This is a genomic window from Kluyvera sp. 1366 (assembly GCF_054823405.1).
Window position 1 is genome coordinate 357,047 of the sequence record NZ_JBTRDW010000003.1, and the last position, 17,645, is coordinate 374,691.

A 17,645-nucleotide genomic window follows, 5' to 3' on the forward strand; every position below is an offset into this window, starting at 1 on the left:
ATATCAAGTGCACACACTTGTCGCGGCGTGATTCATCGCGCGCGGTTAAATGAATAAAAAAGCCGCCATGAACATCCATGGCGGCTTTATTGTTGTGTGTGGTAAGAATTACAGCAAGTTGGGAAGTGCCCTGCTTTTCTCTTCACGCGTTACTTACGTAACATCGCTTCGATGAATTCTTTCCAGTTTCCCATTTCGGTGTCGACCATAAAACCCTCTCTTATTGTAGCGGCAATTCTACGCCGTTTTTTTCTGGTGGTGAATACGTTTCCACCTGTTATCACTATCGGCAAAAGCGTAGAAAAGCTTCAATCTTTTGAAATTGTGTACTGACGCACATTTCAGCAACTCTATAATGCGGCAGGAAAAATGGCTGACTTAAATCGGGTAGCAGAAATCTGCGTTTAGGATAATCCTTAGTGGCTTAATGATGTCGCAGGCAATTATTAAGTGTGTAAGTGAAAGCGCTTCCTGGCCCTAAGTAATAAAATTTATAACGGCTTAAGGGTCATGAAAAATGGGTGAATAAGGCCGGCTTTCACTGTCAGCGCTCACAGCCCTTAGAGCGCTGTGGTAAACTCGCGCTTTATTTTTTACTCAACGGGAATAAGCGATGACAGCGCAGTGGGTGATGTACGGAATTAAAAATTGCGACACGATTAAAAAAGCACGCAACTATTTAGCGTCTTCCGGTATCGACTACTGTTTTCACGACTATCGCGTGGAGGGCATTGACGACGCGCTGCTGCAATCGTTTATCGATCAACTCGGTTATGAGGCGCTGCTGAATACGCGCGGTACCACGTGGCGCAAGCTGCCGGAAGCCGAACGCGACGCGGTAAACGATGCCGCCAGCGCCAAAGCGGTGATGCTGGCGCAGCCTGCCATCATCAAGCGTCCGGTGTTAGCCGCGCCGAATGGCGATCTGCTGGTCGGCTTCAAAGATTCCCTTTATTCCGCCTTTATCCAGGAGAAGTCATAACATGTTCTGTCCGGTTATTGAGCTGGCTCAGCAGCTTATTCGTCGCCCGTCACTCAGCCCGGATGATGCCGGTTGTCAGGCGCTGCTGATTGCGCGTCTGGAAGCCATCGGCTTCACGGTTGAGCCAATGCACATTGGCGATACGCTGAACTTTTGGGCGACGCGCGGCCAGGGCGAAACGCTGGCGTTTGCCGGTCATACCGATGTGGTGCCGCCGGGCGACGCCAACCGCTGGATCAGCCCGCCGTTTGAACCCAGCATCCGCGACGGCATGCTGTTTGGCCGCGGTGCCGCCGATATGAAAGGTTCGCTGGCGGCGATGGTGGTGGCAGCGGAACGCTTTGTGGCCGCTAATCCGCAGCATAAAGGTCGTCTGGCGTTTCTGATTACCTCCGATGAAGAAGCCAGCGCGGTTAACGGAACGGTGAAAGTGGTTGAGCGCTTGATGGCGCGCAACGAACGCATGGATTATTGCCTGGTCGGCGAACCGTCGAGCACCGAGATTGTGGGTGACGTTGTGAAGAATGGCCGTCGCGGCTCGATGACCGCGAATCTCACTATTCATGGCGTGCAGGGCCACGTAGCCTATCCGCATCTGGCGGATAATCCGGTGCATCGCGCCATGCCGGCGCTGAATGAACTGGTAGAAACCGTGTGGGATGAAGGCAACGAATTCTTCCCACCGACCAGCATGCAGATCGCCAACGTGCAGGCCGGAACCGGCAGCAACAACGTAATTCCTGGCGAATTCTTTGTGCAGTTCAACTTCCGTTTCAGCACGCAGTTGACCGATCAGATGATTAAAGATCGTGTGGCGGAGCTGCTCGATCGTCATCAGCTGCGCTATACGCTGGAGTGGAATGTTTCCGGCCAGCCATTCCTGACATCACGCGGTAAGCTGGTGGATGCCGTGGTGAACGCTGTGGCGCACTATAATGAAATTAAGCCGCAGTTGCTGACTACCGGCGGCACCTCCGATGGGCGCTTCATTGCGCGCATGGGTGCGCAGGTGGTGGAACTGGGCCCGGTGAACGCCACCATTCATAAGATCAATGAGTGCGTGAAAGCGTCAGATTTGCAGATGCTGAGCCGTATGTATCAGCGCATCATGGAACAGCTGATCGCCTAAGCGCGAAAGGAGAAAGGGGATGGAATTCTTTAAAGAGTACTGGTGGATCCTGGTGATCCTGCTGATGGTTGGTATTTTGATGAACGTTTACAAAGACCTAAAACGTATCGACCATAAAAAATTCATGGACAACAAACCGACGTTACCGCCGCATCGTGATTTCAACGATAAATGGGATGACGAGGACGACTGGCCGAAAAAGAAGTAATCGTCATATCGCAAACGGCGCGATAACTCGCGCCGTTACGCATCCTGCTACATCATCATCACCACATCATCATCGCCCGGCTTCGCACCGCTTAGCGCCTCATCGAAGTAACGACGCGGCACGGTATAACGCAGATGATTCAGCGCCAGTTCCATGCTGCGATCGTTAATCGCGTGCGGTAAATCTTCCACCACATCCAGCGTGACATCGCCGCCCAACGAAATCAGACGTTGCTTCGCCTCTTCAGCGTGCTGCAGCGGGATTTGTTCGTCGTAATCGCCATGAATCAGATGAATGGTATTGCGCGTGCTGGCCCGCAACGGCAGCGTGGCATAGCGGCCGCTGAACACAATCGCGCGTCCCGCCAAATCCGGCTGCGCTTTCATGCCTTCCAGCACCATGATGCCGCCCTGGGAAAAGCCCACCAGCGCCGTGGCTTCGGCACGCACGCCGCTCTCTTGCTGCCAGTGACGCACCGATGCCACGAACTCTGGCATGATCGCATCCACGCCCTGCTGTTCCGAACGATCGTGCGGCGGAATATCGGCAAACCACTGACGTCCTTGCGGCACGCTGCCCGCGTAAGGTGCGCCGACCGACACCACCAGCGCTTGCGGGAACGCTTTCGCGAACCAGCTACCAATCTGCGCCATCGAATCCGGGTTGTCGTTGATGCCGTGATACAGCAGAAACAGCTGTGCTGCACTGCTGGGTTGCTGAACAATTACATATCGTAGTGCCATAAGATCCTCCTCAAATCACTATACGCCGCTGCTGGCACAGAGATATCGGGAAAATTTGAACGAGATAATGGATTTATTGCAATGAACGCAGCCGCTGCGCCGCATCGGGATTGAGGTGAATCAGTGCTGCGCCAGCTTCCGATCGCAGCTGGTTTATCAAGGCTTTACGACCGCTGAGACCGGCATGTTGCGCGGCATCGGTTAGCGTCTGTTTTTGCAGCAGGATGGCATTCAACAACGGTGAAGGAGACTGGCGCACCAGCCGCTGTAGCGCCGCGTAGCTGGCTTCGAACGGGCGCTGCGCCCAGGCAAAGCCGGCCAGCAGCGCCCAGTCATCCTCGTTTAGCTGCTGGCTGGCATCGCTTACCAGCGTTAACGGTAAATCTATAATCGCTTGCAGCCACAGCCAATCACGCGCCAGGCGCTGCGCTGCCTGCTGTTGTAGCGCTTCACCTGCCGCAGAGATTGCCAGCAGCGCCATCGCGGCATAGCAGCCGCTGCTGGCTTCGCGCTGCGAGCCAATCCGCACCAGCGTAAAACCGCAGGCGCGCCAGAAGCGCCACAAAGATTCGGTGTAGCCAAAACTCACCGAGAGATAATCACAGTTCTGCGCCTGCTGTCGTGCGGTGGCCACCAGCGCTTTGCCGATCCCACGCTGACGCTGTGACGCCTGCACCGCAATCCGGCTAATGCGCAGTGAGCGCAGCGTTGCCGCCTGCGCGAAACCGGCATGGGCCGCCAGCGATTGCGCCACCAGATTGCCACGCGGCCGACGATGACCGGCCCACACCGCGTCAGCCAATGGCTGATCCAATCCGCCCTCTTCCACCAGCCACAGCGCGCCGGTTACCTTTTCGGCTTCACCCGCCAACCAAAAGCGCATGCCAGGCGCATCCAGCATGCGCCGCAAATCCAGTGGCGAAGTGCGATAGTGCGCACTGGCAAGCAGACGATAGCCCGCTTCCAGCGCCGTTATGTTGTGGTCCGGTGTGGCCGGATAAATGGCGATCTCACCGCTTGCGCGGCTCTCCTGCGCCTCTTCAAACAGCAACGCCTGGCTGAGCCATTGCTCCAGCGGATCGTTCGGCGACCAGCGCAACGGCTCGTCGAGCTGGAAGAGGCGCACATCCGGCAAGGTGGCGCAGAAGCGCAGCATAAAGCCGCGTCCGGTGCCTTCATAACCTTGCACGGTAGTGATAAGCAGTACGCGCGGGAAACGTTGCACCAGCTGTTGCAGGATGGGCGCGGGAATGGCGGCCGCTTCATCGACAATCAGCCACTGCGCCTGAGGCGTCGCTTCCTGCGCGAGAACGGCATCGGGAGCCATGAAACTGAAATGCTCACCAGCGAATTCTGCCAGCACCGCCGTGGAGACTTTGGCCGGTGCCGTGACTAAACAGTGTTGATTGCGCTGCGCCAGCATGCCGGCCAACGCCGATTTGCCGCGACCGCGCGCGGCGGTGATCACTGCCACGCCCGGCGGCATCGCTTCAAGCTGTTCAAGGATTCGCGCCTGCTGCTGCGGTACCTGACAGCGCCAGTCGGGCAGATGCGTTTCCACCGGATAACGCACCGCTTGATGCTGACGTTGCAACATCACCTGCGCGTCTTGCCGCATCAGCGATTGCAGATGGTGGATAAAATGCGGCGTGGCGATCGGTTCAGCGACATCCGCCCAGCGCAAGCTGTCGGCATCGGTTTGCCTGGGCCAGCTTTCCCAATCAGGCGTTAACAGCAATAACCAGCTGCCCGCGCGTAAGGTTCCGGCCAGTGCTGCAAAAGCTTCGGCGTGAAAACCGCGGCGGGCATCAAATATCGCATGCTGGAATTCACGCCCCAGCAAGGTGCGTAAAGCAGCGGGCGCAACGGCGTGCGGGAAATCGGCGCTGTCGCTCACCGTCAGCCAGTCGCCGGGCAGCGCGGTGTGCCAACCTGTGGCCTGCTGCTGCGCCCACTCCGCATCACCCGCTATCACGCAAAGGCGCCGAATGCCTGCACGCTGCATCGCCGCCGTTTGTTCAACCACGGAGATCACTTGCTAGCGAAGGTGTTGCACTGGCCGGGATCGCCGCTATCGAAACCGCGTTTCAGCCAGGTGTAACGCTGCTGAGAGGTGCCATGGGTGAAGCTATCCGGCACTACGCGGCCCTGACCTTTCTGCTGCAGACGATCGTCGCCAATCGCTTCAGCCGCGTTGAGTGCTTCCTGCAGATCGCCCACTTCCAGAACGTTTTGCTGCTCCATGTAATGGCCCCAAACGCCGGCGAAGCAATCCGCCTGCAGCTCCATTTTCACCGACAGCTGATTCACCTGCGCCTGGCTCGCGCCCTGCTGCATCTGGCGCACTTTTGGCTCAATGCCCAGCAGCTTTTGTACGTGATGACCCACTTCATGCGCAATCACGTAACCTTGCGCAAAGTCGCCACCGGCGCCGAGTTTGGTTTTCATGTCATCGTAGAATGACAAATCGATATACACGGTTTGATCGGCAGGACAGTAAAACGGCCCCATCGCCGATTGGCCGGTACCGCAGTTGGTACGCGTTGCCCCGCGATACATCACCAGCTTCGGCGGCACATACTGTTTGTTCATCTGCTGGAACAGCTTGCTCCAGGTATCTTCGGTGGTCGCCAGAATCACCGAGGTGAATTTGGCATCTTCGTTGCTCTGTGCGGTGTTTACCTGACGCTGCTGCGACGTTGGCGCGACACTGCCGCCGCCTTCCAATAACGCGGTGAGGTCGTAGCCGTAATAGCCGGCAACAGCGACCACCACCAGCAAGATAAGGCCGCCTTTGCCGCGTGGAATGCGGATTTGCCGTCCCCCGCCGCCGCCAAGGCCAGGTGAATCATTGCGTCGATCTTCTACATTGTCGCTTTCACGACGCCCTTGCCAGCGCATGGTCTAACTCCTTTAAACATGTTTGGCATGATTTTAGTTGGCGGCAGCGGTAAGCACCAGTGTTGTAGTGACAGCACGGTAAGAATGAGAGAAACGGTGTGATAAAGGAGGAAAGAATTTGTAGGGGCGCGATTTATCGCGCAATGTCTGGAAGGTGCACCGACCGTAAAAGAGCGCGATAAATCGCGCCGCTACGGGCCGGTGCAAACAGGACTTAATCCAGCTTCACACCCAAACGCTGTGCAACTTCTTCGTACGCTTCAACCAGGCCGCCAAGGCTCTGACGGAAACGGTCTTTGTCCATTTTATCCATGGTGTTTTTGTCCCACAGACGCGCGCCATCTGGCGAGAACTCATCGCCCAGCACCACTTCGCCGTTGAACAGACCAAACTCCAGCTTGAAGTCGACCAGAATCAAACCTGCGTCATCAAACAGTTTGCTCAGCACATCATTGGCTTTAAAGGTCAGCTCTTGCATGCGTGCCAGATTCGCTTTGCTCACCCAGCCGAAGGTTTCGCAATAGGATTCGTTGACCATCGGGTCGTGTTTGGCGTCATCTTTCAGGAAGAGATCAAACAGCGGTGGATTGAGCACAATGCCCTCTTCCACACCCAGACGTTTTACCAGCGATCCTGCCGCTCGGTTGCGCACCACGCACTCCACCGGCACCATCTCCAGCTTTTTCACCAGCGCTTCGTTATCTGACAGCAGCGCTTCCATCTGGGTCGGAATGCCCGCTTCCTGCAATTTGGTCATGATGAAATGGTTAAACTTGTTGTTTACCATTCCTTTGCGATCAAACTGCTCGATTCGTGCACCGTCTCCTGCTGACGTATCGTTGCGGAATTCAAGTACCAGCAGATCCGGATTATCGGTGCTGTATACGGTTTTCGCTTTACCGCGATACAACTCAGCTCGCTTTTGCATCTTGTTAACTCCAAACATGAAAGAACCCGTGTTCAGCGGTGTTTCACCGCGCGCCGATTGCGTGACGCAATCGTTTACTTCGCCGGGCGCTATTATGCCAAATCCAAAACAAAAAGGCCGGAGAATCTCCGGCCCTTTGGCAATTTATTTCAGCGCACCTTGAATCACCTGCACCAGCGCGTCGTTCTGCGCCTGGGTTAGCACGTGACCTTTCGGATCGATGAACTGCAGACTGCTGCGGTTATCCAGATCGCCAACCTGCAACTTGTAATCGCCGTTTGGCAGTTCTGGATCTTTGGCGCCAATCTGATCCCACACGCCGCTGCCCGGCTGTTTGTAGGTCACTTTCAGGCTGCCCTGCGAACGGTTGTCATCTGTGATTTCCATGCCCACGCGTTTCAGCGCCGCAGGCAAACGCTGCCAGGTGACGTTAAACGGTGCGCGCAGAATCAACAGCGGTAAACCGGTGTCATCCGCGCCGCTCTGCACATCAATCTGTCCGGTGGCACGGTTGGCCGCCGCATCCTGGCTGGCAGAATCAACTTTATCCAGACCGGTGCTGATGTCGTTCAACATCTGGCCGGTATAGCGTTGAATCTGTGCCGGAGAAGTAACGGCTTGACCAGACTGCTGCAGTTCCAGCAAACGTACGGTCAGCACTTGCTGATAGCTCTGATTCTGCACGCTGATCTGATAGCGACCGCGATACTGGTTATCTTCGTCAGCACGGTTCCACTGCACCCAATCGGTGGTCAGCTGTTGCGAAGCGTCATCACGCTGGGCAATCGGGAACTTGTAAGACTGAATCACACCCACAACCTGCGACCAGATAGAACCGCGGCTGCTTTCCACGGCCAGCACGCCCGTGTTACCGGTGAACTGCGCACGCGTGCCGTTCAGCAGCGCCAGCGGCTGGGCTGGCGGACGAATATCCAGCTCTTTGCCAACCGCGCCTTTCGCCACGCTGTGCGGAACATCGTAATCGCCATTCTGCAACGGCAGAATCATGCCCGCGGGTGCTTTTAAATCATGCAGCTCAGGCGCCTGCAGGTAAGATTCATCCCCGCTGACCTGGCGCTTATAACGCTGATCGTTGGAACACGCTGTGAGCAGCATCAGGGTGGAAAGGCCCACTACCGTTGCCAGCGTCGAGCGCTTAACTGAATAACTCATTGATTCTCCCTAAATTATCGCAGACCTGCTTTAATCAGCGCTTGCGCCGTTTTCGTCTGACCGGCTTCGGTCAGTGGCGTCATTGGCAAGCGCAGCGTGTCATCCGCGATTAATCCTAGCTGTTTTGCTGCCCATTTCACCGGGATTGGATTGGGTTCACAGAAAAGCGTCTGGTGCAGGTGCATCAGACGCTGATTCAGGCGACGCGCTTCGGCGAATTTGCCCTGTTGCGCTAAGGCACAGAGTTCAACCATTTCACGCGCTGCAATGTTAGCCGTGACCGAAATTACGCCTTTGCCGCCCAGTTGCATGGAGTCCAGCGCCGTAGCGTCATCGCCGCTGACGATGATGAACTCATCATTAACCAGCTCTTGGATCTGTGAGACACGCGATAAGTTCCCGGTGGCCTCTTTGATTCCGATAATATTTTTAATTTCGGCCAAGCGCGCGACGGTTTCCGGCAGCATGTCGCAACCGGTACGCGAAGGAACGTTATACAGCATCTGCGGCAGATCGGTACTTTCCGCAATAGCTTTAAAGTGCTGGAACAGACCTTCCTGCGTCGGACGGTTGTAATAAGGCGTGACCGTTAAACAGCCCACCACACCGCTGCCGGTAAAGCGTTTGGTCAGAGAGATGCCTTCAGCCGTGGCATTTGCGCCGGTGCCGGCTATAACCGGAATACGGCCATCCGCCAGTTCCAGGGTTTGCATAACCACATCACCGTGCTCGTCATGGCTGAGCGTGGCTGATTCGCCGGTGGTGCCAACAGAAACAATCGCCGCGGTGCCGCTGGCAACATGATAATCAATCAGTTTTTTCAAACTTTCGCGGCAGACATTACCTTTTTCATTCATTGGCGTAATGAGCGCAACAATACTTCCGGTGAACATGGGCTATCCCCTCGACAAACAAGTGCCTCATGTTACGTTTTACATTGAAAGAAAAGCAAGCGAGCCACGCCATTCCCGCGCTTGTCAGCAGTTTTTTTTATGTTTACCTTATAGTTATTAGCGAACGTACAGGAAATGCCATTTTGTCGCAGTCACAGCCTCACCATCTGGTGATCACCGCACTGGGCGTTGATCGTCCGGGTATCGTCAATACCATCACCCGTCACGTCAGCAGCTGCGGCTGCAATATCGAGGACAGCCGTTTAGCAATGCTGGGCGATGAGTTCACTTTTATCATGCTGCTGTCCGGTAGCTGGAACGCGATCACCCTGATTGAATCAACGCTGCCGATGAAAGGTGCCGAGCTGGAGTTGCTAATTGTAATGAAGCGCACCAATGCGCGCGCCACGCCACCGATGCCCGCCACCGTATGGGTGCAAATCGAAGTGCCGGATTCACCGCATATCATTGAGCGCTTCACCGATCTGTTCGATAAACATCAGATGAACATTGCCGAACTGGTGTCCAGAATTAAACCGGCGCAGGATGGCGTGGCACCGACGCTCTATATTCAAATAACGGCGCACAGCCCGGCCAATCAGTTCAGTGCGCCCATCGAGCAGGCTTTCAATCAGCTGTGCGAAGAACTGCATGCACAAGGCTCAATTCGTCTTTATAGTGTCACCGACGATGCTAACAGCACCGTTTAATCAGGCTCCGGGTTATTTCGCCACACACTCTGCCGCTGCGGCAAACCGTGTGGTGAAATAACCCTGACGGTAAACACCACCTGGCACTTTTGCTCTTGATGGTGTATTACCCACAGCATGTAAAAAAATGGAGAGTTGTGATGAATCCACTGAAAGCCGGTGATACCGCACCGAAATTTAGTTTGCCCGATCAGGACGGCGAACAAGTAAATTTGGCCGACTTCCAGGGACAGCGCGTTCTGGTCTATTTCTATCCGAAAGCCATGACGCCGGGTTGCACCGTGCAGGCTTGCGGTCTGCGCGACAACATGGATGAGTTGAAAACTGAGGGCGTTGTTGTGCTGGGTATCAGCACCGACAAAGCGGAAAAGCTGTCACGCTTTGCCGATAAAGAGCTGCTGAACTTCACGCTGTTATCGGATGAAGATCATCAGGTGTGCGAGCAGTTTGGCGTCTGGGGCGAGAAAACCTTTATGGGCAAAACCTATGACGGCATTCACCGCATCAGCTTCCTGATTGATGCCAACGGCAAAGTTGAGAAAGTGTTCGACGATTTCAAAACCTCCAATCACCACGACATCGTGCTGGATTATCTGAAGTCAGCCTGAGATAAACGGGTGCGCAGGCCGCACCCGGAGCGTTAATGCGTAATGCTGCTGACCAACGCATCCTGACCGGAGATCATCACGCAGTTGCGTCCGGCATTTTTCGCCTGATAAAGCGCGGCATCGGCCTGCTTGAGGCTCTGCTCCTGCGAACCACTTTCCGGCTGCCAGTCGGCAATGCCCACCGACAGCGTGACATTGCCAACCTGATCAATCCAGTTTTCTGCAATGCTGATGCGCACGCGCTCGGCCAGAATGCGTGCGTCTTCCACCGACGTCGCAGGCAGCAACATCAGGAACTCTTCCCCGCCGTTACGGCACACCACATCGGTTTGACGGGCGCTGCTGCGTAAGGTTCGCGCCACATGTTTAATCACCTCATCGCCGACGTCATGACCGAAGGTATCGTTGACCCGTTTGAAGTGATCGATATCCAGCGCCAGCACCGAGAACGGTTGGCGCATGGTGGCGAAGTAGTCGAGCACCGCGCTCAGGCCTCGACGGTTAAGCAGATTGGTCATGGGATCGCTCTGCACTTCCGATTTCAGGCGACCAATCTTATCCTGCACTAAACCAATACCGGTGAGCAGCGCGCGTTTGACCTGCGCCGCTTCGAAATACCAGGCGCGAATGCCGCCAATCTCGTTCGACACGCCCTGGGAATCCATCTGGCTGGCTTTGCGCGCCAGTTGCCACAGCGGCAGCGCAATCAGACGCGACAGAATCACCGCCACCAGCAAGGTCAGCAGCGCAAATGGCACCGAGTTTTTCAACACTTTGAGCAGCAAGCCGGTGAGCGGCGCCAGCGTCACATCGGTGGGTTTCAACGCCACCACCATCCAGCCGGTGGTGGGCACGATGGCGTAACCGGCCAGCTTAGGCACGTTCTCTTCCGTCAGTTGCACTTCACCGTTGGTTTTCTCCTCGCGCTGGCGATCGCTAACGATGCCCGGCACGCTTTTACCAATCAGCTGGGTATTCTGGTGGTACAGCACCTGATTATTGCGATCCAGCACGTAAACATGCGTGCCATCGCGATAGAACTGCTCGCCGAGCAGCGCATTAAGGATGCTTTTCTTCTTCAGATAGATGGTGCCGCCGACGTAGCCAAGGTAACGTCCGTCTTTGCTCCAGATCGGCCAGGAGACAAACACAATCAGATTATTGGCGGCGGAGATGCTGGGTTTGCTGACCATCGGCTGACGCTGCGCCAGCGCTTCACGCGAAGCCTGGCTGGTGAGCTGCATGCCTTTCAGCATCAGCGATTCGGGTGAAATGGCTTTCACGATGCCGTTGCTGTCCACCACCGCCACCGAGTTAAAGCTATTAGTTTGCTCACGCAGGCGATTGACTTCCTGCTGCGCCAAATCGGCATCATCAAAATCATTGCCCAGCTGCGTCGCGCTGTAGTGCAGCTGCGACTGAGCCAGCTGAAAGAAGACCTCCGTCGTCGCCGCCAGTTTAGTGGCGTAAGCGCGATTGGCTTCGAGGGTGCTTTCGATCAGGACCATACGTTGTACGCGCCAGGTGGCGTACAGCGTGTTGGCAAGTGTGATGACGATGCTGGTGATCGCCAACAGCGCGATCAGCGTGCGCAGGTCAGTTTTTGGCCGCAGGCGCGTTAGCATAGCGCACCGACCTTAGTGAATAGATTCATCGATATGTGTGCCTGACAGTCTTGTTATAGTTGGATGCACTTGCCCTGGTGAGCTAACGGGCGATTGTACACCCACAACGCAAATTGAGCACGAAGCATCCTGTCAGCCACACACAATTCTTTCTCTACGCTGGCGCTAATCGATCAAACCGTTGGCATCGTAAAACGGCCACGGACCGGGATAATCGCCGATAGCACACAAATGCGTGCTCATGCCCTGCTGCGCATGCCAGCGATGCAGCAGAAAACCGGGCGGCTCCAGCATAAAATTCGCCGGTGCATTTTCCGCGAGATCAAACGCCACCTGATGCGATACACCCGGCGCCACGCACGCCAGCGTACCGGCAAAACGCGCCTGCACCGAGCGGTGCAGATGACCGCTCAGCACGCGTTCCACCTGTGGATGGCGCTGAATAATCGCCGCCAGCGCCGCCGGATTGCGCAGCGGCTGGTTATCCATATGTTCGATGCCGCAAAGAAACGGCGGATGATGCAGCATCACCAGCGTCGGCAACTGCGGCTGGCGCTGCAACTGCTCATCAAGCCAGCGCAGCTGCGCTTCATCCACATAGCCCCATGGCTGCTGTGGCACGCTGGAATCGAGCGCCAGCAGCTGCACGCCTTTCACCTGTATCTGCCAGTTCAAGGTTGCTCCGTGCTGCAGATAGTGATGATCCGGAAACGCCGCACGCAGCGCCTGGCGATCGTCGTGGTTGCCCGGCATCAGCAGAAACGGCAGCTGCAGCTGACGCAGCGCCTGCTTTAACGTTTGATACTCTGCCGCGGTGCCGAAATCGACCAGATCGCCGGTCATCACCACTATGTCGGGGCGCGGCGCAAGGCGGTTTAGCGTCTCAATCACCCGCAGTAGCGCGGCTTGAGTGTCGACTTTTTTGTAGGATAAACGGCCGTTGGCCTTGATGTGTAAATCGCTGATTTGCGCGATGAGCGTCATTGCTTCAGACACGAATTTTTTCCTTTGGATGTTTAAGCGCGGCGGTCGCCATTTATGGCAACCGGGCCAATTAAGAAAACTGCAGCGCGGCGTCCTGCGCCAGCGTCCAGCTCACCGCTTGTCCGGCATGCCAGGCTTCACGCGCGTGGCGATCCACCTGAATGGGCGTCGCCAGCCCGATGTCGATCATCAACCGCTGCGACGCGCCCAGAAAGGTGCTGGCAACAATAAAACCCTGGCGCGGATAACGCTCATCGCTGGCCAGCAGCACATCTTCCGGGCGGCAAAAGCGCTGCGGATGGCCGCGCGTATCCACATCTACGCAGTTAATCGCACCCACAAAATCGGCGACAAATTTTGACGCCGGATGCTGATAAATTTTCTGCGGCGTATCGATCTGCACCAAACGTCCCTGCTCCATCACCGCAATACGGTCGCCGAGCGCCATCGCTTCCTGCTGATCGTGCGTCACGTAAACGGCGGTGATCGCCAGCTTCTTCAGTAGCGCGCCGATCTCCAGACGCAGACGATCGCGCAGGCGCGCATCCAGCGCCGCCAGCGGCTCATCAAACAGCAGCACTTTGGGCTGCGCGGCTAACGCGCGCGCCAGCGCCACACGCTGCTTCTGGCCGCCGGAGAGTTTGTCGATGCTACGCTGCGCCAGCGCGGTGAGATCCACCAGCGCCAGCATCTCCTGTACGCGCGCTTCCCGTTCGGCACGCGCCACGCCCTGCACTTTCAGGCCGTACGCTACGTTCCCGGCCACATTGAGATTCGGGAACAGCGCGTAGTTCTGGAACACCATGCCGACGTTGCGTTTTTCAATCGGTAAAGCGGTAACGTTGCGATCGTCAAACCACACTTCGCCGCCGACATCGCAGCTCTCCAGCCCGCTGATAATGCGCAGCGTGGTGGTTTTGCCGCAGCCGGACGGCCCCAGCAGCACCAGCGTTTCGCCGGCATGCACTGTGAGATCGAGCGGTTGCAGCGCCTGATGATGATTAAAATGACGTGCGCAGCCGCGCAGCGTCACGGTAACGGCCGCAGGGTTCATGCTGCCTCCTTGTGTTGGCGCGAAACCGCGCGGTTAAGCCAGTGATTCACGGCATTGAGCATCAGCAGCAGCGGCAGAATCATCAGAATGAAAATCAGCGTGTAGGCGGAACCCACTTCCAGCCGCATTGAGGCATAGCTGTCGGCAAGGCCAACCGGCAAGGTTTTGGTCAGCGGCGTGTGCAGCATCCATGTAATGTTAAATTCACCCACCGACAGCGTGATCACCATAAACGCGCCAGCAAGAATGCCGTTGCGGCAGTTCGGCACCACCACGGTAAAGAAGCGCTGCCACCAGCTGGCGCCGAGGCTGGCCGATGCTTCTTCCAGGCGCGGCATATCCACCGCCTGCATCACCGCCAGCACCGGCCGCATCATAAACGGCAAGGTAAACAGCACGTGACCAATCAAGATGAACAGCCAGCTATCACGCAGGCCGGAAAACTGGCCGTAGAGCAGAATGATGCCGAGCGCGGTCGCCAGACCGGGCAGCGCCACCGGCAGCATCAAGCACTCTTCAATACGCGCCGCCCAGCGACCCGGCGCTTTCAGCAATCCCCACGCGGCGGGAACGCCAATCATCAAGGTAACCAGCAGGCAGAACAGCGCGATCAGCAGCGACAGCCAGAAAGTATCGGCGTACATCTGCCACACTTGCTCCACCCACTTCAGCGTGAAGCCGCTGCGCAGGCCGATGAAATAGTTATTGGTGACGCCCGCCAGCATTGACAGCACCACCGGCACGATCATAAACAGCGCGGTGATGGCGGTGATCAGCAGTTGCAGGCTAAACAGTCCACGACGTTTCATGATTGCGCCTCCTTAGCCTGCGCCAGACGGCGCGCCAGCATCAGTGCCAGCCAAGCGAATCCACCCATCAACACTGACAGCGCGGCGGCGGTGGCGAAGTTGGCGTAATTGGTGAACTCGCCGTAAATGGTCAGTGGTAGCACCGCCAAATCGGTGCCGAGCGTAAAGGCGGTGCCAAAAGCGCCCATGCTGGTAGCGAAGCACAGTGCGCCGGTGGAGAGCAGCGCCGGTTGCAGGCCGGGCACAATCACATCCCAGGTGATGCGCCACTGGCTGGCGCCGAGCGAACGTGCTGCTTCTTCCAGCGAGCGATCGAGTTTTTCACTGGCTGCTACCAGCGTGACGATGGCGCGCGGCAGCGAGAAATAGAGGTAACCGATAAACAGACCCGCCAGCGAATAGGCCAGCGTCCAGCGTTCATGCACCAAACTCATGCTGATTTGCGCCAGCAATCCCTGACGTCCAGCCAGCATCACCACCAGAAAACCCACCACCACGCCGGGAAACGCCAGCGGAAAGGTCAGCAACGCCAGCAAGGTGCCGCGCCCGGCAAAGCGCTGGCGTGCCAGAAAGCAGCCGACGATAGCGGCGATGAGTAACGTCACCAGCGTGACCGCCAGCGACAGCAGCACAGTGTTCAGCAGGCTCAGCAGATAGTGCGGCTGCGTGATCACCGTCCAGTAACCGCTGTGCTGGGTGCTGCGATCGTCCTGCATGCCGATTTGCAGCAGGCGGGCAAACGGCAGCAGCCAGAAAGCGCAGAAGAACAGCAGCGCGGGCAGCGTCAGCCACAACCAGCGGCTGCCCGGTTGCGTAGGTATCTGGCGGCGCGAGGCCGCCAGCGTGTCAGCCATCGACATTAACGCATCTCGCTCAGGTATGTCGCCGAGAAGGCCTTCTGCGCATCGGCCATCTGCTGATAGTTCACGGTTTGCGCACGCGCATAATCGCTGTCTGGCAGGAAGAATTTCTTCGCGTCAGCGGACATCGCCGAGGTGCGTACCGGACGCAGGAAGGCATTGGCCCAAATCGCCTGACCTTTATCCGACAACACGTAGTCGATCACTTTCTTGCCGTTGTCTGCGTGCGGCGCGTTCTTCACCAGGCTGATGACGTACGGCACCGTAACCGTGCCCTCTTTCGGGATCACAAAGGCGACATTGGCGTGATCTTTATATTTCGCACGGTAGGCGTTGAAGTCGTAGTCGAGCAGGATCGGAATCTCACCGGAGATCAGGCGCGCGTAGGCGGTCTGCTTCGGTACGATCGGCTGGTTAGCCTGGAGTTTTTTGAACCATGTCAGCGCGGGTGTAAAGTCCTGCATGTTGCCGCCCTTCGCCTGGTTGACCGCCACGGCCGCCACGTAACCGACAAAGGCGCTAGCCGGATCGAGGTAGCCAATCATGCCTTTGTATTCAGGCTTCAGCAGATCGTCCCAGGATTGCGGCACCGGCGCGCCGCCCAGCGCATCAAGGTTAACCATAAAGCCCATGGTGCCGGAGTGCAGCGCCACCCATTTGCCGTCGGGATCTTTCATTCCCGCTGGGATCTCGTCCCAATGCGCGGGTTTATAGGCGCTGATGACACCGGCGCTATCCGCCTGGATGCCAAAACTGACGCCGTAATACACCACATCTGCCACCGGATTACCCTGCTCCGCCACCAGCTGCGCCAGCGCCTGGCCGGAGTTTTTATTGTCCTGCGGCACCTGAATGCCAGTGTCTTTAGCAATGGCGTTAAGCTGGGTTCCCCAGTCCGCCCATTCGGGAGGACAGTTGTAGCAAATCGCCGTATCGGCGGCCTGCGCCAGCGAACTGAACAGCGAACCGGCGGTCAGTGCGAGCGCCCCGGCAATCATTGTGACTTTTTTCATGATGGTTCCCTGATAGTGGCAATGGAAGAAAAAGAGGTTGCTGGCGCGGCGATACTGGCCCCGAGCCTTAATCGATGTGGCAGCACGCGCGTGCCGTGGCTGGCTTGTTGTAACAGCATGTCGATCGCCCCGGCGCCGAGCATGTCAGCTGGCTGACTTACGCTCGCCAGCGACGGCGCGATGTGCTCGCCGATATCGATGCCATCAAAACCCATCACCGACAGCTGCTGCGGAATGCGCACTCCGGCGCGCGCCGCAGCACCAATCAGGCTGATGGCGAGCAGATCGTTGGTGCAGATCACCGCGCTGAGCGGCGTGTCGCCACTCAGTTGCGGCTGCAGCAGCGCGAAATCAGATTGGGTATGGCTGGGCATTTCGAGTACCGGCAGCGCGCGCAATCCGGCCTGCTGCATGGCATCGCAATAGCCCTGATAGCGCAGACGGGCGCGATCCGATTGCAGCATGGGACCGGCCACCATACCGATGTGGCGATGGCCGAGCTGCAGCAGGTGTTCGGTGGCTTGCTGCATCGCCTGGCGGTTATCGACGCAAATTGCGGGCCAGTGCGTGGCCTGCGGCACGTTATGCGTCAGAACAAACGGCATGCTGGCTTGATGCAGCGTATGCAGGATGGCGCTGTTGTCGGCGTCGGCGACGGTAAGAACCAAACCGGCAACGCGCTGGTTCAGCATGTGCTCCACCATCGCCGCTTCCCGCTCGGGCTGATAATCGCTGGTTGCCACCAGCAGACCGTAACCGGCGGCACGCGCCTGACGCTCCATCGCTTGCAGTTGACGGGCGAAAATCGGATTCAGCAGCGACGGCAGCAGCACGCCGAAGGTGGTTGAACTTTGGGTACGCAGTTGGCGAGCAATGTGATTGGGGCGAAAGCCGAGCTGCTCAGAGGCGCTCAACACCTTTTCCAGCGTGTCAGCTCGCAGCAGATGCGGATCAGAGAATGCGCGGGCGGCGGTAGCGCGAGAAACGCCAGCCAGTTTGGCCACGCTGATTAAATCGGACATGTT

Annotated in this window: 19 protein-coding genes; 5 read left to right on the forward strand and 14 right to left on the reverse strand. The window is 57.2% G+C overall.

Going from position 1 to position 17,645, the window contains the following annotated elements:
- Positions 1 to 149: 149 nt before the first annotated feature.
- Positions 150 to 209, reverse strand: coding sequence for a protein YpfM (gene ypfM, locus ACVLVH_RS08460; protein ID WP_137386901.1), 60 nt, complete (start codon positions 207 to 209; stop codon positions 150 to 152).
- A 404-nt stretch (positions 210 to 613) separates the two neighbouring features.
- Here ypfM and ACVLVH_RS08465 point away from each other — a divergent pair, with 404 nt between their 5' ends.
- From ACVLVH_RS08465 to ACVLVH_RS08475, 3 genes are read left to right on the forward strand one after another with little or no spacing between them, the layout of a single operon-like run.
- Positions 614 to 982, forward strand: a complete 369-nt coding sequence (locus ACVLVH_RS08465; RefSeq protein WP_101763530.1) for an ArsC family reductase — start codon at positions 614 to 616, stop codon at positions 980 to 982.
- Between the two features lies 1 nt (position 983).
- Entirely contained in the window at positions 984 to 2,111 is a 1,128-nt protein-coding gene (dapE, locus tag ACVLVH_RS08470; protein ID WP_179449927.1) for a succinyl-diaminopimelate desuccinylase, read from the forward strand.
- 19 nt (positions 2,112 to 2,130) lie between these two features.
- The gene (locus tag ACVLVH_RS08475; RefSeq protein WP_008108368.1) at positions 2,131 to 2,319 is read left to right on the forward strand and encodes a YpfN family protein; all 189 of its coding nucleotides are present in this window, start codon (positions 2,131 to 2,133) and stop codon (positions 2,317 to 2,319) included.
- 47 nt (positions 2,320 to 2,366) lie between these two features.
- Here the strand turns inward: ACVLVH_RS08475 and ypfH are convergent, their stop codons facing one another.
- The 6 genes from ypfH to dapA all read right to left on the reverse strand — a co-directional run bounded on the left by ypfH (position 2,367) and on the right by dapA (position 8,957).
- Positions 2,367 to 3,062, reverse strand: coding sequence for an esterase (ypfH, locus tag ACVLVH_RS08480; RefSeq protein ID WP_101763528.1), 696 nt, complete (start codon positions 3,060 to 3,062; stop codon positions 2,367 to 2,369).
- 73 nt (positions 3,063 to 3,135) lie between these two features.
- Entirely contained in the window at positions 3,136 to 5,094 is a 1,959-nt protein-coding gene (locus ACVLVH_RS08485) for a tRNA(Met) cytidine acetyltransferase TmcA (protein WP_498949272.1), read from the reverse strand.
- The gene (gene ypfJ, locus ACVLVH_RS08490) at positions 5,094 to 5,963 is read right to left on the reverse strand and encodes a KPN_02809 family neutral zinc metallopeptidase (RefSeq protein ID WP_309833715.1); all 870 of its coding nucleotides are present in this window, start codon (positions 5,961 to 5,963) and stop codon (positions 5,094 to 5,096) included. Before ypfJ ends, ACVLVH_RS08485 begins: the two co-directional genes overlap by 1 nt.
- Positions 5,964 to 6,177: 214 nt before the next feature.
- Positions 6,178 to 6,891 (reverse strand): phosphoribosylaminoimidazolesuccinocarboxamide synthase, encoded by a 714-nt coding sequence (gene purC / locus ACVLVH_RS08495; protein ID WP_007884822.1) that lies wholly within the window; start codon positions 6,889 to 6,891, stop codon positions 6,178 to 6,180.
- Positions 6,892 to 7,035: 144 nt separating this feature from the next.
- Complete coding sequence (gene bamC, locus ACVLVH_RS08500; protein ID WP_101763526.1) at positions 7,036 to 8,064, reverse strand: outer membrane protein assembly factor BamC; 1,029 nt, start codon at positions 8,062 to 8,064, stop codon at positions 7,036 to 7,038.
- A gap of 14 nt (positions 8,065 to 8,078) precedes the next feature.
- Positions 8,079 to 8,957 (reverse strand): 4-hydroxy-tetrahydrodipicolinate synthase, encoded by an 879-nt coding sequence (dapA, locus tag ACVLVH_RS08505; protein ID WP_101763525.1) that lies wholly within the window; start codon positions 8,955 to 8,957, stop codon positions 8,079 to 8,081.
- Positions 8,958 to 9,100: 143 nt separating this feature from the next.
- On the opposite strand from dapA, the gene ACVLVH_RS08510 reads away from it, so the two are divergent.
- Positions 9,101 to 9,667 (forward strand): glycine cleavage system transcriptional repressor, encoded by a 567-nt coding sequence (locus ACVLVH_RS08510; protein ID WP_101763524.1) that lies wholly within the window; start codon positions 9,101 to 9,103, stop codon positions 9,665 to 9,667.
- Between the two features lie 140 nt (positions 9,668 to 9,807).
- Complete coding sequence (bcp, locus tag ACVLVH_RS08515; RefSeq protein WP_101763523.1) at positions 9,808 to 10,275, forward strand: thioredoxin-dependent thiol peroxidase; 468 nt, start codon at positions 9,808 to 9,810, stop codon at positions 10,273 to 10,275.
- 32 nt (positions 10,276 to 10,307) lie between these two features.
- Here the strand turns inward: bcp and ACVLVH_RS08520 are convergent, their stop codons facing one another.
- The 7 genes from ACVLVH_RS08520 to ACVLVH_RS08550 form a co-directional block, all read right to left on the reverse strand.
- The gene (locus ACVLVH_RS08520) at positions 10,308 to 11,900 is read right to left on the reverse strand and encodes a sensor domain-containing diguanylate cyclase (RefSeq protein WP_312464759.1); all 1,593 of its coding nucleotides are present in this window, start codon (positions 11,898 to 11,900) and stop codon (positions 10,308 to 10,310) included.
- Positions 11,901 to 12,065: 165 nt separating this feature from the next.
- Positions 12,066 to 12,884, reverse strand: coding sequence for a phosphodiesterase (locus ACVLVH_RS08525; protein ID WP_498949274.1), 819 nt, complete (start codon positions 12,882 to 12,884; stop codon positions 12,066 to 12,068).
- 70 nt (positions 12,885 to 12,954) lie between these two features.
- Positions 12,955 to 13,938, reverse strand: a complete 984-nt coding sequence (locus ACVLVH_RS08530) for an ABC transporter ATP-binding protein (protein ID WP_192233045.1) — start codon at positions 13,936 to 13,938, stop codon at positions 12,955 to 12,957.
- The gene (locus ACVLVH_RS08535; protein WP_312464757.1) at positions 13,935 to 14,747 is read right to left on the reverse strand and encodes an ABC transporter permease; all 813 of its coding nucleotides are present in this window, start codon (positions 14,745 to 14,747) and stop codon (positions 13,935 to 13,937) included. Before ACVLVH_RS08535 ends, ACVLVH_RS08530 begins: the two co-directional genes overlap by 4 nt.
- Positions 14,744 to 15,607, reverse strand: a complete 864-nt coding sequence (locus tag ACVLVH_RS08540; RefSeq protein WP_192411402.1) for an ABC transporter permease — start codon at positions 15,605 to 15,607, stop codon at positions 14,744 to 14,746. Before ACVLVH_RS08540 ends, ACVLVH_RS08535 begins: the two co-directional genes overlap by 4 nt.
- On the reverse strand, positions 15,607 to 16,620 hold the full coding sequence (locus ACVLVH_RS08545; RefSeq protein WP_192411401.1) for an ABC transporter substrate-binding protein: 1,014 nt from the start codon (positions 16,618 to 16,620) through the stop codon (positions 15,607 to 15,609). Before ACVLVH_RS08545 ends, ACVLVH_RS08540 begins: the two co-directional genes overlap by 1 nt.
- Complete coding sequence (locus ACVLVH_RS08550; RefSeq protein WP_110866487.1) at positions 16,617 to 17,642, reverse strand: substrate-binding domain-containing protein; 1,026 nt, start codon at positions 17,640 to 17,642, stop codon at positions 16,617 to 16,619. The genes ACVLVH_RS08545 and ACVLVH_RS08550 overlap by 4 nt, the downstream gene beginning before the upstream one ends.
- Positions 17,643 to 17,645: the final 3 nt, after the last annotated feature.